This is a genomic window from Stenotrophomonas geniculata ATCC 19374 = JCM 13324 (genome assembly GCF_001431625.1).
Taxonomy (GTDB): Bacteria; Pseudomonadota; Gammaproteobacteria; order Xanthomonadales; family Xanthomonadaceae; genus Stenotrophomonas; species Stenotrophomonas geniculata.
This window is the reverse complement of sequence record NZ_LLXT01000006.1, coordinates 1-24536: the sequence shown is the minus strand read 5'-3', so window position 1 is coordinate 24536 and position 24536 is coordinate 1. Positions and strand designations below refer to the sequence as shown.

24 protein-coding genes and 1 pseudogene are annotated in these 24536 nt (G+C 66.8%); 10 read left to right on the top strand and 15 right to left on the bottom strand.

The window, feature by feature from the left end; all coding sequences use genetic code 11:
- Positions 1-248, top strand: a pseudogene (locus ARC63_RS00630) (patatin-like phospholipase family protein); the annotation flags it as partial.
- 41 nt (positions 249-289) lie between these two features.
- Here ARC63_RS00630 and ARC63_RS00625 read toward each other — a convergent pair.
- Together ARC63_RS00625 and ARC63_RS00620 are read right to left on the bottom strand one after the other, a co-directional pair.
- On the bottom strand, positions 290-2290 hold the full coding sequence (locus tag ARC63_RS00625; RefSeq protein ID WP_057502269.1) for a hypothetical protein: 2001 nt from the start codon (positions 2288-2290) through the stop codon (positions 290-292).
- A gap of 85 nt (positions 2291-2375) precedes the next feature.
- A complete protein-coding gene (locus ARC63_RS00620; RefSeq protein WP_004153377.1) occupies positions 2376-2858 on the bottom strand; it encodes an Lrp/AsnC family transcriptional regulator in 483 nt (160 codons plus the stop codon).
- A 125-nt stretch (positions 2859-2983) separates the two neighbouring features.
- Here ARC63_RS00620 and phhA point away from each other — a divergent pair, with 125 nt between their 5' ends.
- Positions 2984-3877 carry a phenylalanine 4-monooxygenase gene (gene phhA / locus ARC63_RS00615; RefSeq protein WP_057502268.1) on the top strand — a complete coding sequence of 298 codons (894 nt, stop codon included), beginning with the start codon at positions 2984-2986 and terminating at the stop codon, positions 3875-3877.
- 104 nt (positions 3878-3981) lie between these two features.
- Here the strand turns inward: phhA and ARC63_RS00610 are convergent, their stop codons facing one another.
- Positions 3982-5037 carry a LacI family DNA-binding transcriptional regulator gene (locus tag ARC63_RS00610; protein WP_057502267.1) on the bottom strand — a complete coding sequence of 352 codons (1056 nt, stop codon included), beginning with the start codon at positions 5035-5037 and terminating at the stop codon, positions 3982-3984.
- A 239-nt stretch (positions 5038-5276) separates the two neighbouring features.
- Here ARC63_RS00610 and ARC63_RS00605 point away from each other — a divergent pair, with 239 nt between their 5' ends.
- From ARC63_RS00605 to ARC63_RS00590, 4 genes are all read left to right on the top strand, one after another.
- Positions 5277-5867 carry a cysteine dioxygenase family protein gene (locus tag ARC63_RS00605; RefSeq protein WP_057502266.1) on the top strand — a complete coding sequence of 197 codons (591 nt, stop codon included), beginning with the start codon at positions 5277-5279 and terminating at the stop codon, positions 5865-5867.
- A 120-nt stretch (positions 5868-5987) separates the two neighbouring features.
- A complete protein-coding gene (gene eda / locus ARC63_RS00600; RefSeq protein ID WP_057502265.1) occupies positions 5988-6626 on the top strand; it encodes a bifunctional 4-hydroxy-2-oxoglutarate aldolase/2-dehydro-3-deoxy-phosphogluconate aldolase in 639 nt (212 codons plus the stop codon).
- A 96-nt stretch (positions 6627-6722) separates the two neighbouring features.
- Positions 6723-7751, top strand: coding sequence for an alcohol dehydrogenase AdhP (gene adhP, locus ARC63_RS00595; RefSeq protein WP_057502264.1), 1029 nt, complete (start codon positions 6723-6725; stop codon positions 7749-7751).
- Between the two features lie 127 nt (positions 7752-7878).
- Entirely contained in the window at positions 7879-8271 is a 393-nt protein-coding gene (locus ARC63_RS00590) for a hypothetical protein (protein WP_043397740.1), read from the top strand.
- A 75-nt stretch (positions 8272-8346) separates the two neighbouring features.
- On the opposite strand, the gene ligD is transcribed toward ARC63_RS00590, so the two are convergent.
- The 3 genes from ligD to ARC63_RS00575 form a co-directional block, all read right to left on the bottom strand.
- Positions 8347-10833, bottom strand: a complete 2487-nt coding sequence (gene ligD, locus ARC63_RS00585) for a DNA ligase D (RefSeq protein ID WP_057502263.1) — start codon at positions 10831-10833, stop codon at positions 8347-8349.
- Positions 10834-10836: 3 nt separating this feature from the next.
- Positions 10837-11742, bottom strand: coding sequence for a non-homologous end joining protein Ku (ku, locus tag ARC63_RS00580; RefSeq protein ID WP_019338571.1), 906 nt, complete (start codon positions 11740-11742; stop codon positions 10837-10839).
- Between the two features lie 139 nt (positions 11743-11881).
- Positions 11882-12280 carry a hypothetical protein gene (locus tag ARC63_RS00575; protein WP_010487387.1) on the bottom strand — a complete coding sequence of 133 codons (399 nt, stop codon included), beginning with the start codon at positions 12278-12280 and terminating at the stop codon, positions 11882-11884.
- 145 nt (positions 12281-12425) lie between these two features.
- On the opposite strand from ARC63_RS00575, the gene ARC63_RS00570 reads away from it, so the two are divergent.
- Entirely contained in the window at positions 12426-12770 is a 345-nt protein-coding gene (locus ARC63_RS00570) for a hypothetical protein (RefSeq protein WP_029380149.1), read from the top strand.
- Positions 12771-12813: 43 nt separating this feature from the next.
- On the opposite strand, the gene ARC63_RS00565 is transcribed toward ARC63_RS00570, so the two are convergent.
- Positions 12814-14904 (bottom strand): TonB-dependent receptor family protein, encoded by a 2091-nt coding sequence (locus tag ARC63_RS00565; RefSeq protein WP_057502262.1) that lies wholly within the window; start codon positions 14902-14904, stop codon positions 12814-12816.
- 171 nt (positions 14905-15075) lie between these two features.
- Between ARC63_RS00565 and ARC63_RS00560 the strand changes: the two genes are divergently transcribed.
- The 3 genes from ARC63_RS00560 to ARC63_RS00550 all read left to right on the top strand — a co-directional run bounded on the left by ARC63_RS00560 (position 15076) and on the right by ARC63_RS00550 (position 18368).
- Positions 15076-16278, top strand: coding sequence for an amino acid aminotransferase (locus tag ARC63_RS00560; protein WP_005411793.1), 1203 nt, complete (start codon positions 15076-15078; stop codon positions 16276-16278).
- A gap of 257 nt (positions 16279-16535) precedes the next feature.
- On the top strand, positions 16536-17552 hold the full coding sequence (locus tag ARC63_RS00555; RefSeq protein WP_057502261.1) for a class 1 fructose-bisphosphatase: 1017 nt from the start codon (positions 16536-16538) through the stop codon (positions 17550-17552).
- Positions 17553-17660: 108 nt separating this feature from the next.
- On the top strand, positions 17661-18368 hold the full coding sequence (locus ARC63_RS00550) for a 2OG-Fe(II) oxygenase (RefSeq protein ID WP_019337497.1): 708 nt from the start codon (positions 17661-17663) through the stop codon (positions 18366-18368).
- 56 nt (positions 18369-18424) lie between these two features.
- Here the strand turns inward: ARC63_RS00550 and ARC63_RS00545 are convergent, their stop codons facing one another.
- The 8 genes from ARC63_RS00545 to ARC63_RS00510 form a co-directional block, all read right to left on the bottom strand.
- On the bottom strand, positions 18425-19516 hold the full coding sequence (locus ARC63_RS00545) for a PA0069 family radical SAM protein (RefSeq protein WP_057502260.1): 1092 nt from the start codon (positions 19514-19516) through the stop codon (positions 18425-18427).
- A gap of 145 nt (positions 19517-19661) precedes the next feature.
- Positions 19662-20405, bottom strand: coding sequence for a pyridoxine 5'-phosphate synthase (locus tag ARC63_RS00540; protein WP_049412850.1), 744 nt, complete (start codon positions 20403-20405; stop codon positions 19662-19664).
- A gap of 9 nt (positions 20406-20414) precedes the next feature.
- On the bottom strand, positions 20415-20684 hold the full coding sequence (locus ARC63_RS00535) for a hypothetical protein (protein WP_049436128.1): 270 nt from the start codon (positions 20682-20684) through the stop codon (positions 20415-20417).
- A 40-nt stretch (positions 20685-20724) separates the two neighbouring features.
- Positions 20725-22185 (bottom strand): cardiolipin synthase, encoded by a 1461-nt coding sequence (gene cls, locus ARC63_RS00530; RefSeq protein WP_057502270.1) that lies wholly within the window; start codon positions 22183-22185, stop codon positions 20725-20727.
- 135 nt (positions 22186-22320) lie between these two features.
- Positions 22321-22734 (bottom strand): ExbD/TolR family protein, encoded by a 414-nt coding sequence (locus ARC63_RS00525; protein ID WP_005411740.1) that lies wholly within the window; start codon positions 22732-22734, stop codon positions 22321-22323.
- Between the two features lie 3 nt (positions 22735-22737).
- The gene (locus tag ARC63_RS00520) at positions 22738-23163 is read right to left on the bottom strand and encodes an ExbD/TolR family protein (RefSeq protein ID WP_005411739.1); all 426 of its coding nucleotides are present in this window, start codon (positions 23161-23163) and stop codon (positions 22738-22740) included.
- 62 nt (positions 23164-23225) lie between these two features.
- Positions 23226-23987 carry a TonB-system energizer ExbB gene (gene exbB / locus ARC63_RS00515; protein WP_004132614.1) on the bottom strand — a complete coding sequence of 254 codons (762 nt, stop codon included), beginning with the start codon at positions 23985-23987 and terminating at the stop codon, positions 23226-23228.
- Positions 23988-24080: 93 nt separating this feature from the next.
- Positions 24081-24536: energy transducer TonB (locus tag ARC63_RS00510; RefSeq protein ID WP_057502259.1), on the bottom strand; the 456-nt coding region annotated here is incomplete at its 5' end.

Below are 24536 nucleotides of genomic sequence, written 5' to 3'. Positions count from 1 at the left end.
TGGCGCGCGCCGACATCGTCATCCGCCCGAAGGTACTGGACATCGGTGCCGCCGATTTCAGCCAGCGTGGCACCGCGATCCTGGAAGGCGAAAAGGCCGCAATGGCCGCGATGCCACAGATCCGCGCCAAGATCCAGCAGCTGCAGCGTGCACGCGCCGCGGCCGCCGCACCGGCACCCGTGGCCGCGCCGAAGTGCGAGGAAGCCTCTCGCCTAGGCAAGCTGATGGGCCGCAAGGACAAATGCTGACCTGAGCCAGCGTGTCGCTGCCAGACAGCGACGCGCGCGTTCTAGCGCGCAGGCCGGTAACCGCTGGCCTGCTGCCGCTCGCGCCTGCGCGCCTGACGGGCCTGCTCCTGCAGTGTCGCCGTGTGCTGCAGCTGTTCCATGCCATCGGCCGGCACATGCAGCTGGCGTCGCGCACGGGTGAGTGCCAGATAGACCGCGCGCACCGGGTTGTGCCAGATGCGCCCGCCCTGCCCCGCGCGGAAGCAACCAGGCGACAGCGAGACCACGTCGAACTGCAGGTTCTTCGCGTGTTCGGCCAGGCACAGCGCCACCCGCCCTTCAGCAGGCGTGTCCTGGTCGTCGAGCGCCTGCAGCAGCGACTGCACCCGCTCGGCAGACGCAAACAGTTCGACCAGCGCGCCCTGCCCTTCGTCGGCCTGCGTGGCCAGGAAGCGCTCCTGTGCCGGGTCCGAGGCGCTGTCGCGGCGCCGGCGCCACGCATCCAGCGGCCGCTGCAGCACGCTGCGCAGCGCGCGCAGCGATGCCGGATGCAGATAGGGCCGCAGCCCGAGCGCGTGCAGCTGTGCCGCATCCAGGGCCAGATCGGCGACGCTGCCATGGATGCGCAGGCCGTCGCTCGGCACCTGCGCCCAGTGGCGGTAATGCAGCACACCGGTGGCGCGGTCGGCGGCACCGACGAACGGCCCACTGTCCTGGCCCAGTCCATCCAGTGCCAGGGTCTGGTTGACCAGGCCCTCGACCTGGTTGCCCTGGCGCACCGACTGGTGCATTTCCAGCACCTTCGACGCGGCCCAGCGCGGCACCGTACCGGTCAGGCACTGGTGCGGATCACCCAGGCTGACCACGCCAGGCGCATGGCCGGCCAGCAACTGCTTCCACGACGGGCTCAGGTCATGCGCCTCGTCCACCAGCAGCATGCCCATGTCCAGCGGCGGGGTAACGCCGCGCAGTGCCAGCCACTTGCCGATGTGCGCCGGGCTGAGGCTCAACAGCGTGCCCCGCTGCAGGTCGGCGTCGAACATGCAGCGCCAGACGTGCTCGGCGGCCGCCATGTACGGCGACACGTCGAGCATCGCGGCGGGCACCGAACGGTCGAAATGCTGGAACGCCAAGCCCGGTGCCGACGACGCGCACCAACGGTTGATGGCCTCGAACGCAGTCAGCAGCACCTGCTCCGGGCTGCGCCCACCGATGCCCTGCAGGCCGATGCGGCCGGCAATCTCGCGCGGCGTGCGGGTGCTGCGCCGGTAGCTGGCAACGAAGCCACCGGTGTGGCCGCTGCGCGCGGCATGCTGCGCCACGCGGTTGGCGAACTCAATCTGGGTCAGCAGGCGCACCGCGGTGCTGGCCGGCACGCGGCTGCGGAAGGCTTCCACCTGCCCACGCGAGGGCGCCACGTAGGTGTAGCGGCCGGGCCGCGCCTCCATCAGCGCCAGCACCAGGTGGCCCTTGCCGGTGCCGGCATAGCCATCGAGGTCGATCAGCTCATCGGGGTTGGCGGCGATGGCGCGCAGCACGCGGGCCTGCTCGGAGGTGTACAGGCCATGGTGTTCGACCGCACGCGCGTCGCTGGCAACGGCCTCGTCCTGGTCGTCGTCCTCATCGTCGCTGGCGAAGGCGGGCGGGAAGCGGATCTCGTGTTCGGCCAGGGTTTCCTGACAGGCCTGCTGCAGGGCCAGGCCGGGGTACTCGCTGGGCGACTGCACGATGAAGTCCTGCAGGATCTCCGCCGGTGCCAGCAGCACGCCATGGGCGGCCAGCGCGGCCAGCCAGGCATCGAGTTCCGGCTGGCCACCGCCGCCGGCGCCTGCAAGCTGCGCGGCCACGCCGTCATGGCTGGCGAACAGCGCGCAGGCTTCGTGCAGCAGGCGCTCGATTTCCGCTGGTGTGTGCAGGCGCGCGCGGCACAGCTGCGCAGCCATCAACCCGGCCTGTTCCAGCGCGGTCTGCGGCGGCGTGCCATGGGCGATGAAGCGCGCCAGCGACTTGCGCTGCAGCGGCAGGAAGGTGGTGGTAAGCACCGGGTGCTGGAGTTCGGACATGCGTGGAACCGGAAAGGTACGCTGCGGCGGGCGCAGGGCGGTGATGCTCAGCTACCCGCCCGGCTGCGTCAAATCGCGGCGGCGCTTATTCCAGCTGTGAAAGCGGCAATGCCTGGAATCCCTTGACCGTGCGCAGCACGAAGCTGGAATTGGCATCGGCCACGCCACCGGCGTTGAGCAGCCGGTCCAGCAGGAAGTGCGAGAAGTGCTCCAGGTCGCGCACGTAGACGTGCAGCAGATAGTCCATGTCGCCGGTCAGTGCATGGCAGGCCACCACTTCATCCCAGCCCTGCACGCTGTCCACGAAGTGGCCGATCGCGGCCTGGTCGTGCTTTTCCAGCTGCACGCGCACGAAGGCCTGCAGGCCCAGCCGCAGCTGCCGTGGCTCCAGCCGCGCGCCATAGCCGACGATCACACCCTCGCTTTCCAGCCGCTGCAGGCGGCGCAGGCAGGCCGAGGGTGAGAGGTTCACCCGCGTCGCCAGCTCGGCGTTGGTGGCGCGCCCATCCCGCTGGATTTCAGCCAGCAGGCGTATATCCGTGCGATCGAACTGGACTTCTCCGGCCATTGTTGCCCCGCAACATGGTGAGTACGCAAGGATATTGCGCCAACAAGGCCAATCGGCGCAACTTTTGCAACCCTGTTGCGCGCACCCTGCCCTAGCATCGTGGGTATCCCATCCAGGAGTGCCCCATGGACCTCGCCCAGCCCCGCCGCGTCGAACACCAGCAGACCGACAAGGGCTACGTGCCGGTGTATACCACCGCGCTCGTCGAGCAGCCGTGGGACACCTACAGCGCCGACGACCACGCCACCTGGAGCACGCTGTACCAGCGCCAGCGCGAACTGCTGGTCGGCCGCGCCTGCCAGGAATTCCTGGATGCACAGGACGAGATGGGCATGAACGCGCACATGATTCCGCGCTTCGACCAGCTCAACGAAGTGTTGGGCGCGGCCACCGGCTGGACCCTGGTCGGCGTCGAAGGCCTGCTGCCGGAACTGGATTTCTTCGACCACCTGGCCAACCGCCGTTTTCCGGTGACCTGGTGGATCCGTCGCCCCGACCAGATCGACTACATCGCCGAACCGGACCTGTTCCACGATCTGTTCGGCCACGTGCCGCTGCTGATGAACCCGGTGTTCGCCGATTACATGGAGGCGTACGGCCGTGGCGGCGTCAAAGCCCACGCGATCGGCCCGGATGCGCTGCAGAACCTGACCCGCCTGTACTGGTACACGGTGGAGTTCGGCCTGATCGACACGCCCGACGGCCTGCGCATCTACGGCGCCGGCATCGTGTCGTCGAAGGGCGAATCGCTGTACTCGCTGGAATCGGCCGCGCCCAACCGCATCGGTTTCGACCTGCAGCGGATCATGCGCACGAAGTACCGCATCGACACCTTCCAGAAGACCTACTTCGTCATCGACAGCTTCGAACAGCTGATGCAGGCGACCTCGCCGGACTTCACCCCGATCTACGCGGCACTGGCCAACCAGGCGCATCTGCCGGCCGGTGAAGTGCAGGGCGACGACCGCGTGTTCCAGAAGGGCACCGGCGAAGGCTGGGCCGACGGCGGCGACGTGTAAGCACACAACGCGCACGGCGTTGCACTGAAACGGCGCACCTCGGTGCGCCGTTTTCGTTGTTGCCTGCCTGCGCCATTGCAGCGGCGCAGGCGAGGGCAGGGCAGTCAGGCGTCCACGGCCCGGCAGGAACCGCGCACCATCAGTTGCGGATGCACGCTGGTTGCGGTCGGCGCATCCGGCACGTCGGCCTGCACCAGCATCGCCGCAGCCACGCGGCCGATATCGGACACATGGCGACGTACCGAGGTCAGCGGCGGCCACAGCCGCGACGCCAGCGGGCTGTCGTCGTAGCTGACGATCGACAACTGCTGCGGCACCGCGATGCCCGCACGCAATGCCACCTGGTACACGCCGGCAGCCATTTCATCGTTCCCGGCAAAGATCGCACTGGGGCGTTGTCCGCCCATCAGCAGCCGCTCTGCGGCATGCACGCCGGACTCGAAGGTATCGCCCGCTTCCAGCACCCGCTCACCCGGCAGGGTCAGGCCCACCTGGGCCAACCGGTCGAGGAAGCCATGGGTGCGCTCGCGTGCGGTACGGCGATCGCCCGGACCGGCAATCACCGCGATATCGCGGTGGCCGAGCGAGAGCAGGTAGCCCGCTGCCGCGGCTGCACCGTCGCGATCGTGGGTGACCACGGCCTGTGCCTCGTCATCCGACACATGCGCGTTGATGCGGACGTAGCGGCATTCGATGCCGTCGAGCATCTCCGTCAACGCTGTCGACTCGGAGGCACGCGGGCCCAGGATCACGCCGTGCAGCTTCTGCTGCTGCACGAAGCAGCGCACGCCGTGCGCGCAGTCCGGAGACTGGCTGTCGCAGGGATGCACGACCAGCTCATAGCCGGTGCCGCGCAGCGCTTCCAGCGCGCCGTGCTGCAGGTCGACAATGCATTGGGCGCCCGGGTCGTCATACACCAGGCCGATCAGGAAGGAGCGGCGGAACGCGAGACCGCGCGCCAAGGGGTCGGGCACGTAACCGACCTCGCGCATCAACGCCTCGACCTTGTCGCGGGTGTCTTTGCGCACCAGCGGCGAGTTGTTGATGATTCTTGAAACCGTTTTCTTGGAAACTCCCGACAGTCGTGCGATGTCGTTGATCGTGGCAGCCTTGCCCTTCGATGCCGGCAACGCGGCATCGCTAATAATTCGCACTGACATGTATAGAACCAGGTAAGTCGGAGAATTCTAGCCTTGCGCCCGTGGGACGCGAAGTTGCGGAATGTCGCAGCGAAGAGGGATCGCGTCGTGTTCGACCGCTTCTGCTGCGCGAGGTTCCATTGTGATTGCTCTACTTGATGTGCATCTGAACCGTTCTTCCGCGCGTGTTCACCTTGAATGCGGGCGCGACGCGCGCGAACGCCAACATTCCCTTAACCAGGCTCCGCTACAGTCGGGGCATGGACCTGCAGACCTCTCCGTTTCCGGCGTTCCGTGGCCGCGACCGGTTGATCGCCGCGGTCGACGCAGCGATGACCTCCGGTGACCCCGAGCGCATCACCGCCGACCTGCAGCTGGCGCTGCAGGACGCCATCGCCGACAGCCGCATCGAGTTGCCCGAGTGCGTACACCGTCCGGTCAGTGATCATTACGCGCGACGCCCGCTGTATCACAGCCGCGAACACGGCTACAGCGTGATTGCCATGAGCTGGGGCCCAGGGCAGGGCACGCCGCTGCACGACCACGATGCCATGTGGTGTGTGGAGGGAGTGTGGTCAGGCGAGCTGGAGATCACCCGGTATGAACTGCTGGAGTGTGCCGGCGAGCGCTGGCGCTTCCGCCGCCATGCCGTGCTGCGCGGGGGCTGCGGCAGTGCCGGCAGCCTGATTCCGCCGCACGAGTACCACACCCTGCGCAACGCCAGCGACGAAGCGCTGGCGATCTCGGTACACGTGTACGAGGCGCAGATGGAGCGCTCGGCGGTGTTCGATCCGCTTGGTGGTGACTGGTACCAGCGCCGCATCCAGGCATTGCAGGCCGACCCGGCCTGAACCGGGGGGGGGCAGGGCGGTGCGCCGCCAGCACCTTCGTGAGCCACGTGGCATCATGCGCCGCTGCGCTGCCGGACCCGGCGGCGATCCGCGATGCCCCGTCGGGCAAGGAGCAAAACCATGTCCAGCGCTGATCCGCGCCTGCGCGCGCTGTTGAAGCTGGCACCGGTGATTCCGGTGTACACCCCCGAAGATGTAAATGAAGCGGTCGAAGTGGCCCAGGCGCTGTTCCGCGGCGGCCTGCCGGTGATCGAAGTGACGCTGCGCACGCCGCAGGCACTGGATGCGATCAAGGCCATGGTCGAGGCCGTGCCCGATGCGGTGATCGGCGCCGGCACCGTGCTCAACGCCGCACAGATGCAGGCGGCAAAGCAGGCCGGTGCGCGCTTTGCCGTTTCCCCGGGCGCCACGCCGGCGCTGTATGCGGCCGCGCGCGATGCCGGCCTGCCGTACCTGCCCGGTGCCGCCACCGCCTCGGACCTCATCCTGGGCCTGGAGCACGGCCACGACACCTTCAAGTTCTTCCCGGCGGTGCAGGCCGGTGGCGCCGCACTGCTGGCGGCCTGGCACGGCCCGTTCGCCGATGTACGCTTCTGCCCGACCGGTGGCATCAGCGCGCAGACCGCGCCGCAGTTCCTGCACCTGCCCAACGTGCTGTGCGTGGGCGGCTCGTGGCTGACCACACCGGCACTGCTGCAGACCCGTGACTGGGACGCCATCGAGCGCCTCGCCCGCGAGGCGTCGGTGCTGGCCAGCTGAACCTGCTGCACGAATCGTCAAAGGTTTGATCGTGATCAAAGCGCCGGCCTCGAGCCGGCGTCATTCTGTGGGCAAGCGCACTACGGAGATCCGAACATGAATTCGACCATGAAGGCCGCTGTCGTGCGTGAGTTCGGCAAGCCACTGGTGATCGAGGAAGTCTCGGTACCACGCCCGGGGGCGGGCGAAGTACTGGTCAAGATCGAGGCCTGTGGCGTCTGCCACACCGACCTGCACGCCGCCGAGGGCGACTGGCCGGTGAAACCGAACCCGCCATTCATCCCCGGTCACGAGGGCGTGGGGCACATCGTGGCCGTGGGAGGCGGGGTAGGGCACGTCAAGGAAGGCGACAGGGTCGGCATCCCCTGGTTGTACTCGGCGTGTGGCCATTGCGAACACTGCCTGGGCGGCTGGGAAACGCTGTGCGAGACGCAGCGCAACACCGGCTACTCGGTCAACGGCGGCTTCGCCGAGTACGCACTGGCCGATGCCAACTATGTCGGCCTGCTTCCGAAGGACGTGGGCTTTATCGAGATCGCGCCGGTGCTGTGCGCCGGCGTGACCGTCTACAAGGGCCTGAAGGTGACCGACACCAAGCCAGGGGACTGGGTGGTGATTTCCGGCATCGGCGGCCTGGGCCACATGGCCGTGCAGTACGCCCGCGCAATGGGCCTGAACGTGGCGGCGGTGGACGTGGACGACAACAAGCTGGCGTTGGCCCGGCAGCTCGGCGCGCAGATCACCGTCAACGCGCGCACCACCGATCCCGCTGCCTTCCTGAAGAAGGAAATCGGCGGCGCGCACGGCGCCCTGGTCACGGCGGTGTCGCCGAAAGCGTTCGAGCAGGCGCTGGGCATGGTCCGCCGTGGCGGTACCGTTTCGCTCAACGGTCTGCCGCCGGGCAACTTCCCGCTGGACATCTTCGGCATGGTGCTCAACGGCATCACCGTGCGCGGCTCGATCGTCGGCACCCGGCTGGACCTGCAGGAGTCGTTGCAGTTCGCCGCCGAGGGCAAGGTCGCCGCCACAGTCAGCACCGACCGCCTGGAAAACATCAACGACGTGTTCGCGCGCATGCACGCGGGCACCATCGAAGGCCGCGTGGTGCTCGACTTCGCCGCCTGACCGCTTGTGCATGGCCGCCGTCGCTCCGTCCCCCTCTCCCACGGACGCGGCGGCCATGCCGATCCATCGGTAGTACCGGCCGCAGGCCAGCAACCCCAGGCACTTCGCGCAGCCTTACAATGCGTGCATGCCCGCCCTGCTCAAGACCCTGTTCCTGTCCTTCGTCGCCCTGATCGGCGGCGTGCTGTCGCTTGCGCTGGTCAGCAGCGTCGCCAGCTGGCTGCCCCCGCTGGTGGGCATGTCGCCGGACAACAACAGCGTGCAGCTGGGGTGGGATCTGGCCTTCAGCGTGCTCGGTGGCATCGCCGGCATTTCCTTCGCCACCTACTACGCGCCCTGCTGGCCGCGTTCGCATGGTTTTTCCATCTGGTCACTGATCGCGCTGGGCTGCGGCTACGCGGTGTGGGCCGCAGGCGCTGATTTTCCGCTCTGGTTCGTCATTTCGCTGCTGGCATCGCTGCCGTTGCAGCTGCTGGCCGGCTGGTGGTTCGGCCGCCGCGCGTCGCGCGACGCAAGGTAACGCCGCCCCTGTAGAGCCGAGCCCATGCTCGGCTTTCATGCACATAGACACAGGCAGCCGAGCATGGGCTCGGCTCTACAGGTCCATACGCGGCAGCGTCTGCTTCAAGCGCGCGATGCCCTGCCATGGGTCACCCTTCAGCCGCTTCGCCCGCGCCAGTGCCTTGGCCATCGGAAACGCGTCGGCCGCACTGACGCGTGCAAGCTCTTCCCAGCGCAGCGGCACCGCCACGCCGGCGCTGTCGCGTGCGCGCAGCGACCACGAGCACACGCTGGTAGCACCCCGTGTGTTGCGCAGCCAGTCGATGAAGATCACCCCGCCGCGCTTGGCCTTGCTCATCGTCGCCACGTAGCGATCGGGCTGCTCCAGCGCCATTGCCTGCGCGAACGCCTCGCAGAACCCCTTCGCCTCGTCCCAGCCTGCCTTGGGCTGCAGCGGCACCACCACGTGCACGCCCTTGCCACCGGACAGGCGTACGAAGCTCTTCAGGCCCACCTGCTGCAGGCGGTCGCGCACATCGCGTGCACCGGCTTTCACCTGTGCCCAGCTGACGCCTTCGCCGGGGTCGAGATCGAACACCAGACGATCCGGATGTTCGGGATCGGCCACGGTCGCGCCCCAGGGATGCAGCTCCAGGGTGTTCATCTGCACCAGCTGCAGCAGGCCGCGCGTGTCGTCGATGTAGACGTAATCCTCGCGGCCGCTCTTCTGCTGCAGGGGCACCGCATGTACCGCATCGCCCAGGCCGGGACCATGGTGCTTCTGGAAGAAACAAGCCTTGCCCACGCCGTCCGGGCAGCGCAGCAGTGACAGTGGACGTCCGGCGATTTCGGGCAGGATCCAGCGCGCCATGCGCTGATAGTAGTCGGCCACGTCGCCCTTGCGCAGTTTCTGCTTTGGAAACACCACCCGCTCCGGATGAGTGATCTGGACCTCACCTCCGGCTTCGGCATCTGCGGTGCTCATTCCCAGATCCTCCTTCTGCTTGTCGCTGCGCAGCCGCTTGAAACTGGCCTGGCGCAGCAGGCCTTCCTTGCCCCAGCCACGGAACGCCACCTCCGCCACCGCCACTGGTGTCACCCAACGTACGCTGGCAGCGCGGAACGGCACATGCGCCGGCAGCTGCAGCACGGGCGTCTTCACTGCCAATGGCCGCAGTGCCTTGAGCAGCGCACGCAGGCTTTCATCGTCGAAGCCGGTGCCAACGCGGCCGACATAGCGCAGGCCAGCCTTGTCCGGCGTGGCCAGAAGCAGCGAACCGAATCCCACCCGGGAACCCTTGGGTGCCGTGTAGCCGACAATCACGAACTCGTCGGTGTCTTCGTGCTTCACCTTCACCCAGCTGCGCGCGCGGGTATTCACGTACGGCGCATCCACCTGCTTGCTGACGATGCCTTCAAAGCCGGCCTCGCCGCTGGCATCGAATACCTGCGGCCCATGGTCGATCACGTGTTCGCTGAAGGCCAGGGTGCCGGGCGCTGGCCCGATGAGGTCCTTCAGCAGCGCCTTGCGCTCCACCAGCGGTGCACGACTGATGTCCACGCCGGCCACACCCGGAAGATCGAACACGATGTAGCGCAGTGGTTGTTTCGAACTGCCGTCGATCACGCGCTGCAACGCTGCGAAGTCACTGCGTCCTTCCTTGTCCAGCACCACCAGCTCGCCGTCCAGTCGCGCATCACGCACCGGCAGCGCCCGCACGGCCTGCACGACCTCGGGAAAATCGGCCGTCCAGTCCAGGCCGTTGCGCGAGCGGAGTTTCACCTCGCCATCGTGCAGGTCGGCCAGCAGCCGATAGCCATCCCACTTGATCTCATGCAGCCAGCGCTCGCCGTCCGGGGCACTGTCACGATGATCGGTCAACTGCGGTTTGAACCCGCGCGGATAGGGCGTATCACGTGCGCCTTGCAGCTGCAGTGCGCGTGCATGCCAGCGCGCATCGGCCTTGCGTGTGGTCGTCCGCGCGGCGGGGACCGAGCGCACCGCCTTCCCTGCGGAACGCTTCTTCGCCGCAGGTTCTCGTTTCGGCATCGGTGCCGTCAGCAGGTCATCCGCCTCGGCGTCGCGCGCTTCACCATCGTCGCGCTTGATCAGCAGCCATTGCACCTGGCGTCCTTTCATCGCGGTGCGCACCAGCTTCCAGCCACCGGCCAGGCGTTGCCCGTGCAGCACGAAGTCGATCTTTCCTGCCGCCAGTGCCTGCAGAGGATCACCTTCGCAGGCCCAGGTACCCTGATCAAACACCTCGACGTGGCCCGCGCCGTAGTGGCCTTCGGGAATGTCTCCCTCGAAGGTGGCGTAGGACAGCGGGTGATCTTCCACTTCCACGGCCAACCGCTTCTCACCGACGCGAAGCGAAGGACCTTTCGGCACCGCCCAGCTCTTCAGCACGCCGTCCATCTCAAGGCGGAAGTCGTAGTGGCGCGAGCTGGCATGGTGCAGCTGGATGACGAAGGTCGGCCGCCGCCTCGGATCACCGCGGACGCGCGTGTCGTCAGGCTCCGGTGTCTGCCCGGCGCCACCGCCAAGTCGGCGTTTGCGCCGGTACTGGTGCAGCGACATGGTTCAACCTGCCTTGCGCCGGGTGGTTTTCTTCACGGCCTTTTTGGCGGTCTTCTTCGCAGCCTTCTTCGCCGGTGCCTTGCGCGTCGCCGTCTTCTTCGCCGGCGTGCGCGTGTTCGCATCCAGGCTCTTCTGCAGCAGCGCCATGAAATCGACCACGTTGGTACTGGCGTCCTCGCGCGGTGCCGGCTCATCGTCCACCCGCGTGGTGCCGCCCTTGGACTTGATGCGCTTGTTCAGCACCTGCTGGAGGCGCTCGCGGAACTCATCGTGGTACTGCGACGGGTCCCAATCACCGGACATCGACTCGATCAACTGCTCGGCCATCGCCGTTTCCTTGCTGGTGATGCGGTAGTCGGCGAGCTTCCCGGTGGGCAGCTTGTAGTCCTCGGGATCCACCAGTTCCTGCGGATAGCGCAGGATCATCAGCACCAGCGCGTCCTCATGCGGCATCACCGCACACAGGTATTCCCGTGTGCGCACCACCACCCGTGCGATGCCCACCTTGCCGGTACTGCGCAATGTCTCGCGCAGCAGCACGTAGCCCTTTTCGGCCTTCTTGCCGGGTACCAGCAGATAGGGTTTCTCGTAGTAGCGCGGGTCGATCTGCGCCGCATCCACGAACGATTCCACTTCCACCGCTTCGTGGCTCTCCGGTGCGGCCGAGCGGATGTCGCCTTCCTCCAGCACGACATAGCTGCCCTTGTCGTACTCGTAGGCTTTGACGATGTCCTTCCAGGGCACTTCCTCGCCGGTGTCGGCGTTGACCCGTTCGAAACGGATCGGCTTGCGATCGCGGGAGTCGAGCATGCGGAACTGCAGATCGACCTTGCGTTCGCCGGACATCAGCGACACCGGCACATTGAGCAGGCCAAACGACAGCGTGCCGGTCCAGATCGGGCGGGCCATGGGCGTACCTTTGGCGGGGCAGGGTGCCCAGCGTGGGCCGGAGGGCGTAAACCAACCGTGTCCGTGCCGTGCACGTCAGGTGGCGCGACCACTTGGCTGTAGAGCCGAGCCCGCGCTCGGCTGCTTCAAGTGCCCGCCACTACTGCAGCAACGGCCTCACCGCCGCCGCCGGAATATGGTCCAGTGCGCGCCAGGCGTCCTCCACCACCGGCCGTGCCTGCGACCAGCTCAACCGCGACTGCCCGCGCATCTGCTCCCAGTGCTCGGCCAGTTCCTCGCAGGTATCGGCGGCATCACCACGTGGCCAATCCGCGGCATGGGTGGTCAGCGCGAAGGCATACACCGGGCACAGATCACGCCAGTTGCGGTGGCTCTGGCCACGCCTCTCCTCGTAGTCGCTGAGCATGTACTGCAGGTAATCCTGTGCCACCGCCTGCGGATCTTCCTGGCGGCGCGTGCGGCGCTGCGCGGTGCGCTGGCCAAGCGGATCGAGCAGGGCGTTGAACACGGACGGTGCGGGTCGTTCAAGACGGGGCATGGCCGGCTCCTGCAGCGGGGGCGGGTGGGCAGGAATACGCGCGGTGCCGTTACCGGGGGGTGAGCGAGATGTTCATGACGCCAGGTTCGCAGTGGCTTTACCTGCAGGGCGGTGTAGTGGGAGCCCCGAGTGCAGGTACCAGACCATGAGCCGAGAGACCTCACGAGACCCGATGCGGGAAAACCACCCGCCCCTTCCCGGTGAACAGCGCGGCAAGCGCGATGCCGACAACGCCGACTACCGCGGCACCGGTGCGCCGTTCTTCGATGCCGAGCACGGTGACGACCATCTGCCGGTGAGACATGTGGCTGAACAGGCGGCCCAGGACCGCAAGGATGGCGGTGACCGCCATCGCGGTGGCCAGGAGAGCCCGCTCAAGCGCCGCGAGCGCAAGCAGCGCGCCAGCGACAACCAGGACGAGGCGCTGGAGGAAACCTTCCCCGCCAGCGACCCGACCTCGCCGTTCGTACCGGCCAAGGCCCCCGATTGACGGTAGCGCCGGGCCATGCCCCGGCGCGCGCAGCGGTCCCGCGCTAGCGCCACGACCACTGCACACCCACGCTGGCCCGCCGTCCCGGCCCGGGCTCGTAGTAGCGGCCATTGCCATCGTTGACGATCACCGAGCCGATGTAGGCCTGGTCCAGCACGTTCTCCAGCCGCGCGAAAGCACGCAGTTCACCGCCGGGCAGGGTCCAGCGGCGTCCGCCCTCCACGTGCAACAGGGCAAAGCCCGGCGCCCGTTCGGTGGCGACGTCGTTGACCACGGTATCGCTGCTGGCCGTGGCCTCCAGAGCCCATTGCCAGTCGGCGGGGCTCCACTGCAGGCGTGCGAACGCCTGCTGGCGCGGCACACCCGGCAAGCGACTGCCCGCCGCGACCACGTTGTTCGAGGTCAGGTAAGGCGAGCGCACCTGCGCCTGCAGCCAGGTCCAGGCCAACTGCAGTTCCAATTGCTCGGCCAGCGGCTGTCGGTACTGCAGTTCCGCGCCCTGGCGGCGGGTGCGGCCAATGTTGCGATAGGTGCTGCGCCCTCCGGTGTTGCTGGCAACAGCCAGCTCATCGTCGGTATCTGCACGGAACAGGCTGATATCGAGCTGGATTCCGCTCTGCGCGTGCCACTTGCTGCCAATCTCCAGATTGCGGCTGCGGGCGGCCGCCAGGTCCAGTGCCAATCCCGCCTGCCCGTCGGCGCGATAGCCCAGTTCGTTGAAGGTGGGGGTTTCGAAACCGCGGCCGACCGCAGCATGCAGCCGCCACTGCGGGCTGGCCTCAAAGCTGATCCCGGCCACCGGCGTGGTGGCCTGGTAGCGCCGGCGGCCACTGTCATCCGGGTTGCGGCCGATGATGTAGCGGTCGTCGGATTCGAAGCGCACGGTGCTGTGGCGCAGGCCAGCCAGCAATGACCAGCGTGGACTCCACTGCCACCACGCCTGCGCGAACTGATCGACGTTATGCACGGTGTCGATCTGGTCTCTGCGCAGGCGCCCACGTACGCCCAGCGTGCTGCCGATGAAGTTCTCGTAGCCGGTCCGATGCTGGCGCTGGCGGTCGGCGCTGAGCCCGGCCACCAGGTCCAGCGGCCGCCCGGCCAGATCGCCGTGCCAGCCCCAGCGCGCGTCCAGCCCGCCGTAGCCGGCGTCCAGATCGATCACGCCGCCGGCATGCAGCGGATTGGCCTGCGCCGTGGGCGGAATGGGCAGGAACTGGGTCACCGCGCGCTGCCCGGCATAGCCCATCAACTGCCAGCGCTGCGCTCCCGTTTCACGGGTCCAGCGCAGGCCGGCCTGCTGCTGGCGCACCGATTTGCGGGTGTTGTACGGGTGCGCCACCGCCGTGGCCTGGCGCGGATCAGCCGCCACCTGGGCACGGGTCAGGCCCAGCGGATCCTGTGCATCGGGGGCATCGAGCGCATTGAGCAACAGCTCCAGCCGCCCACCGCCCAGCGCACCACCGATGCGTGCGTTGAGCGATTCACGGCGCGCACGGCTGTGGTCCCGCCAGCCATCGGTGCGGAGGTGATTGGCGGCGATGTTGTAGTCCAGCAGTTGGCCGGCACCCTTCAGCTGCGCGCCGACACTGAGCGTGTTGTCGGCGCCAGCGTTGAGCCGCAACCGCCACGGGTCGCCGGCCTGGCCCTGCGCGCTCCAGACCTGCAGCACGCCACCGGAGGAGTTGCCGTACAGCGCCGAGAACGGCCCGCACAGCACGTCGATGCGCTCGGCGCCCAGCAGGCTGGCGTGTGACAGCTGGCCCTGGCCATCGGGCATGGTGGCCGGCACGCCGTCGATCAACACCCGCACCCCGCGCACCCCGAAGGTCGAGCGCGCGCCGAAGCCACGGATCGACAGCTGCGTGTCCTGCGCGAAGTTCTGCCGGTCGCGCGCCAGCAGCCCCGGTACCCCGGCCAGCGCCTCGGACAGCTGCGCGCCGGTGCCAGCGCGGCTGGCATCGATCCAGACCGTGTCCTGGCTGGCCGGCAGCGCGAACGGGTCGATGCCCGGCACCCGTGCGGCCTGTACCTGCACCGCAGGCAGGGCGGTGGGCGCAGGCTCGGCCACCGCTGTCCAGGGCGACAGCAGCAGGGCAGACAGCGGCAGGCAACAGCGTCGTGCGGCGGGATTCATGATTCAGGTTGATGGATCGGGCGGCAACGCACGCCATGGTACGGGGCCGCGGATGACGATGGCGGCGGCCAGCCCCGGCAGGCTTTGTTACGATGGGCTGTTTCCGGCCGAAAAGCCGCGAACCGCGTGGCGCAATTCCTCCCCCTTTCCGTCTACCGAACGAGTACCGCCGTGTCCTTCTTTGCAAACGTGGAACTGGTCCCAGGCGACCCGATCCTGGGCCTGACCGAGGCGTACAACGCCGACAGCCGCCCGACCAAGGTCAACCTGGGTGTGGGCATCTACTACGACGAGAGCGGCCGCATTCCGCTGCTGCGCGCCGTCAAGCAGATCGAGCAGCAGCTCGCCGCTGAAGCCAAACCGCGCGGCTATCTGCCGATCGATGGCCTGCCGGCGTACACGCAGGCCACGCGTGAGCTGGTGTTCGGCAAGGACTCGCCGCTGCTGGCCGCCGGCCGCGTCACCACCGCACAGACCGTTGGTGGCAGCGGTGCGCTGCGCGTCGGCGCCGACGTGCTGAAGAAGCTGCTGCCGCACGCCACCGTTGCGCTGAGCAACCCGAGCTGGGAAAACCACCGCGCCGTGTTCAGCGCGGCCGGTTTCGAGGTGCTGGACTACACCTACTTCGACCCGACCACCCATGGGGTTGATTTCGACGGCATGCTGGCCGACCTGGGCAAGCTGGAAGCCGGCACCGTGGTGCTGCTGCATGCCTGCTGCCACAACCCCACCGGTGCCGACCTTACGGTCAGCCAGTGGAAGCAGGTCGCGCAGCTGCTGAAGGACCGCCAGCTGTTCCCCTTCATCGACATGGCCTACCAGGGCTTCGACAAGGGCATCGAACAGGACGGCGCCGCGGTGCGCATCATCGCCGAAGCCGGCATCGACAGCTTCATCGTCGCCAACTCGTATTCCAAGTCGTTCTCGCTGTATGGCGAGCGCGTGGGTGCGCTGTCGATGGTGGCGCCGACCGCCGCTGACGCCAAGGCCGTGCAGTCGCAGGTCAAGCGCGTGATCCGCACCATCTACTCCAGTCCGTCCACCCACGGTGCCGCGCTGGTGGCCGGCGTGCTGACCAACCCGGAACTGCGCGCGATGTGGGAGCAGGAGCTGACCGAGATGCGCGAGCGCATCCACGCCCTGCGCCAGGGCCTGGTCGAGAAGCTGGCTGCCGCTGGCGCACCGCAGTTCGGTTTCATCAACGAACAGGCCGGCATGTTCTCCTACTCCGGCCTGAGCCGCGAGCAGGTCGAACGCCTGCGCGACGAGTTCGGCATCTACGCCGTCGGCACCGGCCGCATCTGCGTGGCCGCGCTGAACCAGAACAACCTGGAGTACGTCGCCAAGGCCGTGGCCACCGTCGCCAAGGGCTGAAGCAACGCTCCAGTGGCTTGAAGACAAAGGCGCCGAAAGGCGCCTTTGTTTTTTGCGCCCTGGTCTCTGTAGCCGAGCCTACGCTCGGCTTGTGCGGCATGAAGGACGAAGAGCAGCCGAGCGCGGGCTCGGCTCTACAGAAGGAAGGCGCCACGAGCGCAACGCATCTGGAAACGATTACGCCTTCCCGCGCTCACGCACGGCCCCGCCATACGGGCGACAATAGGCGTTTTCCCGCTGCCGAGACCTGCCCGACCATGTCCCGTACTTCGTTGACCCGCTTCCTGATCCAGGAACAGCACGCCGGCCGCATCAATGCCGACCTGCGCCAGCTGATCGCGGTCGTCGCCCGCGCCTGCACCAGCATCTCCATCGCCGTCAGCAAGGGCGCCCTCGGTGGCGTGCTCGGCGACGCCGGTACCGGCAACGTGCAGGGCGAAGCGCAGAAGAAGCTGGATGTGATCAGCAACGAGATCCTGCTTGAAGCCAACGCCTGGGGTGGCCACCTCGCCGCGTGCGCCTCCGAAGAAATGGACCACAGCCAGCCGGTGCCGGACATCTACCCGCGCGGTGATTTCCTGCTGCTGTTCGATCCCCTCGATGGCAGCTCCAACATCGACGTCAACGTCTCGGTCGGCACCATCTTCTCGGTGCTGCGCTGCCCGACCAACGTCGAGCTGCCGGGCGACGACGCCTTCCTGCAGCCGGGCAGCAAGCAGATCGCCGCCGGCTACTGCATCTACGGGCCCAGCACCCAGCTGGTGCTGACCGTCGGCCACGGTACCCACGCCTTCACCCTCGATCGCGAGAAGGGCGAGTTCGTACTGACCACCGAGAACATGCAGATCCCGGCGGCCACCCAGGAATTCGCCATCAACATGTCCAACCAGCGCCACTGGGAAGCCCCGATGCAGGCGTACGTCGGCGATCTGCTGGCCGGCAGGGAAGGCGCGCGCGGCAAGAACTTCAACATGCGCTGGATCGCCAGCATGGTGGCCGACGTGCATCGCATCCTGACCCGCGGCGGCATCTTCATCTATCCGTGGGACAAGAAGGACCCGTCCAAGGCCGGCAAGCTGCGCCTGATGTACGAAGCCAACCCGATGGGCCTGCTGGTCGAACAGGCCGGCGGTGCTGCCTGGACCGGCCGCGAGCGCATCCTCGACATCCAGCCCGACCAGCTGCACCAGCGCGTGCCGGTGTTCCTCGGTTCGCGCGAGGAAGTGGCTGAAGCCGTGCGCTACCACCACGCGCACGACGACGCACAGGGCTGACGGCCTATCGCCTGACAGCGGTCATGGCAGATCGATGACATGACCGTGGGGTGACACCGAGGGCGGCAAACGGCACCATCAAGCCGTTGCCGCCTAAGGAATGCACGCATGCACGAGCAGGGCCCGGTCGATTTCATCGAAGTCATCCACAACGCCGTCCCCAGCGAGGTCTGCGCGGCCATCGTTGAACGCCTGCGCGCCACGCGTGGCCTGCAGCCCGGTGCCGTGGGCAGTGGCGTGTTCCCGGAGCTCAAGCACAGCAAGGATCTGCGTATCAGTGGCCTGGACGGCTGGCAGGATGTCGACCAGCAGCTGCAGATCGCGGTGTTCAATGGCCTGCTGACTTATCTACGCCGTTATCCACAGGCATTGATCGCCCCGCTGATGTTGCAGATCCAGGACAGCAACGGCCAACCGCGACGCCTGTCTGCCGAGGACTTCCCCGACATGCCGCCGCAGCAGCTGGCCGATCTGGCCCGCACCTGCCTGCGCCCGGGTGCGATCAACCTGCAGTGGTATGCGGCAGGCGAGGGTGGCTACCCGTACTGGCACTGCGAGCTGTACCCGAAGGATGCGCAGGCCGAGACTCTGCACCGGCACGTGCTGTGGACGCTGTACCTCAACGACGACTTTGACGAAGGCGAGACCGAGTTCCTGTTCCAGGGGCGGAAGATTGCACCTCGTACCGGCAGCCTGCTGATTGCGCCGACGGCGTTCACTCATACCCATCGTGGCAATCGCCCGCAGGGTGGGGACAAGTTCATCGCGACCAGCTGGATCCTGTTCCAGAGTGCGCAGAAGTTGTTCGGGGGGTGACGCCGAGCGGCTCGTCGGCCTCGGATGTAGAGTCGAGCCATGCTCGACGGATGGACTCAGAACAACGACCCCTGCGGCGAATCCTTCTTCGGCGGCAACGGCTTCTGGAACCGGCTGCAATCCAGCTTCGGCCAATGGCTGTTCTGCGCATTGAAACCCAGACGCTTGCGCGCCAGCTTGAAGCGGTTGTTCAACAGATCCGCATACACACCCTGGCCGCGCATGCGCGTACCGAACTGGCTGTCGTAGTCCTTGCCGCCACGCAGCTGCTGGATGGTGCTCATCACATGCGCGGCACGATCGGGATGATGGGTGTCCAGCCAGTCGCGGAACAACGGCGCCACTTCAAGCGGCAAGCGCAGCAGCACGTAACCAGCGGTACTGGCGCCAGCGTCGTGCGCAGCCTCCAGCACGGCCTCCAGCTCGCTGTCGTTGATCCATGGGATCACCGGCGCCACCATCACACCGACCGGAATGCCCGCTTCATGCAGACGCTTCATCGCGCGCAGCCGTGCATGCGGCGCCGATGCGCGCGGTTCCAGCTTTGCGGAAAGATGCGGGTCCAGCGAGGTCACCGAGAAGTGCACGCTGACCAGGTTCTCCGCCGCCAGCGGTGCGAGCAGATCGATATCGCGCTCGACCAGCGCGTTCTTGGTGATCAACGAGAACGGATGCTTCGTTTCCAGCATCACTTCGATCAGCTGGCGGGTCAGCTTGAACTTGCGTTCGATCGGCTGGTACGCATCGGTGTTGATGCCCAGCGCGATCGGCTGCGGCACGTAACCCGGCTTCGACAGCTCCTTGCGCAGCAGTTGCGGCGCATTGGTCTTGGCGAACAGCTTGGTCTCGAAATCCAGGCCCGGCGACAGGTTCAGATAGGCATGCGAGGGGCGCGCGAAGCAGTAGGAGCAGCCGTGCTCGCAACCGCGGTAGGGATTCACCGATTGACTGAAGCCGACGTCGGGCGAGTTGTTGCGGGTGATGATGCTGCGCGCGGTTTCGGCGCGCACTTCGGTGCGCAGGCGCGGGGCAAGGAACTCCTCGCTCTCGTCGACCGCCCAGCCGTCGTCCACCGCCTCGCTGACGGTGCTTTCAAAGCGCCCGGCAAGGTGGGACGTGGAACCTCGGCCCTTGATCGCGATACCCATGCCCGCAGGGTACGCCGCGCCTGTCTCAGTGGCTGCGACGGCCGCCTGAAGGGTTCAGGGCAAGCCTGAGCCGAGCGTGGGCTCGGCTCTACAGTGGATGCGGGTGCCTTATAGAGCCGAGCCCATGCTCGGCTGCACCCATCGGTCACAGCAGCGCCAGATAGCCCCGCACCGTGGCATCCAGCCCGTCATACAGCGCTTCGCCGATCAGCGCGTGGCCGATGGACACTTCCAGCACGTCCGGCACGTGCGCCAGGAAGTCACGCAGGTTGTCCTGCGACAGGTCGTGGCCGGCATTGACGCCCAGCCCAACCGCCTGCGCACGGCGTGCGGCAGTGGCGAACAGCACCAGCATCGCGTCAGCATCGCCGGCCGCGTGGGCTTCGGCGTAGGGGCCGGTATAGAGCTCGACGCGATCTGCACCGACTTCGGCCGCCTGCTCCAGCAGCGGATTACCGGCGTCAACGAACAGGCTGACCCGGCAACCCATCGCCTTCAGTTCGGCCACCAGTGGTCGCAACCGCTCGCCGTCACGCTCGAAGTCGAAACCGTGATCGGACGTGATCTGCCCATCGCCATCCGGCACCAGCGTGGCCTGCGCCGGGCGGGTCTGTTCGCACAGCGGCAGCAGCCCGGGGTAGCCCTCGCGCGGCGGCGCGAACGGGTTGCCTTCGATGTTGAATTCGACGCCACGCGCGCGGGTCAGTGTGGACAGCGCCAGCACGTCCTCGGCGGTGATATGGCGGCGGTCCGGTCGCGGATGCACGGTGATGCCATGCGCGCCGGCATCCAGGCAGGCCTGAGCGGCACGCACCACGTCCGGTTCGGCACCGCCGCGCGAATTGCGCAGGACGGCGATCTTGTTGACGTTGACGCTGAGCTGGGTCATGGAACGGAACTACTTGGAAAGAGGGGATGGATCGTGATCGTTGTGGTCGTCACCAGGGCGGGCCTGGGCCTGCTCGCGCAAGCGGCGCAGTTCGTCGGCATCGACCAGTGTGGAGGGATCGCGCTGCAGATCGCCAAAGCGGGCCACGTAGCGGCCTCGTACCCAGGCCAGCAGGAAGGCGAGGGCGGCCAGCAGGCACAGAGTCATCAGCCCGGCGCTGGGCGTCTTCAGCGCGAAGGCGAAACAGCCCAGCGCCAGCAGCAGGTACAACCAGTACATAGTCGGGCTCCCCGGATGATCGCGGCAGTGTAGCGCTGCGTCAGAGCAGCGGCGAGGCCAGCCGGGCGAAGGCCTCGGGCAGGCGGTGCAGCCACAGCGAACGGCCGGCCTGGTCGTGCACCCGCGTGGAACGGTCGAATTCGCCCTGCAGCAGTTCGGCTAGGGCAGCCACCCGGTCACGGTCGCTGATCATCATCGACAGCTCGAAGTTCAGCCGGAAGCTGCGGTGATCGAAGTTGGCACTGCCAACGATGCAGACGTCGTCATCGGCGATGAAGGCCTTGGTATGCAGCATGCGCGGGCCGTACTCGTAGATCTTCACCCCGGCATGCAGCAGCTCGTCGAAGTAGGAGCGGGCGGCCTGGGTGACGAACCAGGAATCGCTCATCTTCGGCACCAGCAGGCGCACGTCCAGGCCGCCCAGCGCGGCCGAGGTCAACGCCATCCGCGCCGCTTCGCCCGGCACGAAGTAGGGCGTGACCAGCCAGACACGCTCATGCGCTTCCTGGATCGCCGCCACGTGCAGGCGATGGATCGTTTCCCAGCCCGAGTCCGGACCGGAGACCAGCACCTGGGCGTTGATCGCACCATCGCCGCGCAGCGGCATGTCGGCCGGCCACAGACGGGCGATGTCCATGCGCGAGGGATCCTGCCCACTTGCGTAGAGCCAGTCCTCGGCAAACACCAGCTGCAGGCTGCGCACCACGTGGCCGCGGATGCGCATGTGCAGGTCGCGGTAGGCATCCGCCCTGCGGCTTTCGTCCTCGTCGTCGGTGATGTTGATGCCACCGGTGAAGGCGAGGCGCCCATCGACGATCACCAGCTTGCGGTGGGTACGCAGGTTCAACCACGGGCGCTTGAACGGCTTCAGCAGCTGCCGTGGGTGGAACCAGATCGCTTCGCCACCGGCGTCGAGCAGCGGCTGCAGGAAGCGGCGGGGCAGGGCGGAAGAGCCTACGGCATCGAGCAGCAGGCGCACCTGCACGCCGGCCTGTGCACGTTCCACCAGCGCGTCACGCAGGGCGGTTCCGGCATGGTCCGGGTTGAAGATGTAGTACTCCAGATGCACGTGGTCGCGTGCCTGTGCGACGGCCTCAAGCAGCGCCGCGTAGGTCGCCGCACCGTCCACCAGCCAGGTCACTTCGGTGGCGCTGCTCGGCGCAAGCCCGGTCGTGGCCTGGGCGATCTTGGCCAGCTCGGTGCAGTCGGCGTCGGGTGGACAGACGTCGCTGTAGTGCTCCATGCCCGACCGCGCGCGGCCACGGCGCAAACGCTGCCGTTTCACCTTCTGCGGGCCCAGCAGGTAGTAGATGAAGAGGCCCAGGTACGGCAGCAGCGCCAGCGACAGGATCCAGCTCAGCGTCGCCACCGGCTCGCGCTTCTGCAGCATGATCCAGCCGGTCAGCGCGAGCAGGTACAGCAGATAGGCCACCGCCAGGATGGTACCGAGGTGGGCAATGCCGTCCAGCCAGTGGCGCAGGGAGTCGAAGAGGGCGAGCATCCGCCGATCATAGCGGCGCATGCCACCCGATGGGATCCAACCTCGACCCGTGTGCCAGGACGAGAACAAAAAAGACGCCCCTGTTTCCAAGGGCGTCTGCAGTCGCGTCATGACTGTTGTGTTGCGGTGTAGCGATTACTGCTGCACAAAACCGATCTTCTTCATCTGAGCGTTCTTCGCAGCGGCCAGAACCTTGGCCATCACGTCGTACTCGGAATCCGGGCTGGCGTCGATGCGCAGTTCCGGCTGGTTGGTCGGGTCACGCTGGACCTCCTGCTCCATCCGCTGCTGCAGCTCGCTGGTATTGATCGGGCTGTTGTTCCACGAGACCTGGTTGCTGGCGTCGATCTTCAGTTCGATCGGCGGCGGCGGTTCGACCAGCTGCGGCGGTGGGTTGAGCACGCGCTGCGGCAGGTCCACGGCGATCGGGTACGTCATGATCGGCGCGGTCACGATGAAGATGATCAGCAGAACCAGCATCACGTCCACGAGGGGCGTGACGTTGATGTCTGCCATGGGGCCCTTGCCACCACCACTACTGAATGCCATGGCTTATTGCCCCTTTTCTTTGGTCGCGACGAAGCCGACGTCAAGCATGCCCTGCTCCTGCGCGACCTTGGTCAGGTCGTTGATGACACGCATCTTGGTGGTGCGGTCACCGCGCAGGTTCAGCGGCGGCTGCGGGGTCTGCTGGGCGGCGGTCGCCAAGCGCGACTCGAGAGTCTGCTTGTTGATTTCTTCGTCGTTCCAGTAGATCGAGCCGTCTTCCTTGACTGCCAGGGTGATCGGTCCGGAACGCTTTTCAGCGTCTTCCGGCTTCTGGATCAGGTTGGCTTCCGGCAGATCCACCTTGACCTTGTGGGACATCAGGGGCGCCGTGATGATGAAGATGATCAGCAGCACCAGCATCACGTCCACGAGGGGCGTAACGTTGATGTCGGCCATGGGGCCGCCGCTGTTACCACTACTGAAAGCCATAACGGGCTCCGTCTAGATCTTGGTGACTACTTACGTTCGTCGCTGGGTGACGCGCGCCGCAATCAGCGGACGCGCGAGCCGGTGGCGAAGAAGTCGTGCAGGTCGTGCGCGAAGGTATCGAACTTGCTGATGGTCGCGCTGTTGATCTTGCTGAAGAAGTTGAAGGCGAACACGGCCGGGATCGCGACGAACAGACCGATCGCGGTCATGATCAGCGCTTCACCCACCGGGCCGGCAACGGCGTCGATCGAAGCGGAGCCGGTGGCACCGATCTTGATCAGCGCGCCGTAGATGCCCCACACGGTACCCAGCAGACCGACGAACGGAGCGGTTGCACCGACGGTGGCCAGCAGGGTCATGCCCGACTGCAGCTTGTTGCTTTCGCGGGTCACGGCCTGACGCAGGGCGCGGTCGACGAACTCCGAACGGCTCAGGTTCTCACCCACGCCGCCGGTGGCGCCGCCTTCAGCGCGCTGGTGGTGGGCAGCCGCCTGGGCAGCGTCCAGGGCGATCTTCGAGAACGGCTCGGAAGCCGGCTGTTCTTCCATCGCACGGATGGCGTCCTGCGCGTTCGGGGTGTCCCAGAACAGGCTGACGACGCGATCGGCGGCGCTCTTCAGGCGGGTAGCACGGAAGATGTTGATGACGGTCCAGTACCAGGACATGGCCGACATGACGACCAGGGTCAGCAGCACGACCCAGGAAACCGCGAAATCACCCGGCTTGGTGGTCATTTCGTGGATCAGGTGCTCGAAGCCCATCTGCGACAGGGCGTTGGACGGATTGCCCCCGGCAGCAGCGGCGATGAAAATTTCCTGCAGCATGACGCTTACCTTTGTTGTGTGTGGTGATAAAGGGTGTAGCTAAGCTAAACAATCGAACCGGGAGCGGGGGTGGCCGGCGGCCACCCGGGCGCATCAGTTCAGCGCAAAGTTGACCGGAACGCGAACGCGACCTGCCGTCTTCTTACCGCCTGCTTCAGCGGCGTTGAAGCGCCACTTGCGAGCCGCTTCCATCGCAGCACGGTCCAGGTCGCGGTTACGGCTGGACTTTTCCACCGTGACATTGGTGACGTTGCCGCTGGCATCGACATCAATGATCAGGATCACTTCGCCCTGGATACCCGCGCGGAAGGCTGCCGGCGGGTAGCGCGGCGGATTCATGGCCTTCGACGAGATGTCCACGCTGGCCTCGATCGAGGTCGGCGGTGCCGGCGGCGCCGGAGGCGACGGCGGGGTGACGATGTCGTTCGGGCGCGGTTCCGGCACGTCCACGACCGGCGCCTGCGGCGGCGGCGGGACCGGCGACGGCTTCGGCGGCGACAGATTCTTCACCGGCGGCGGCGGAGTATCGGTCGGCGGCGGTGAAGAATC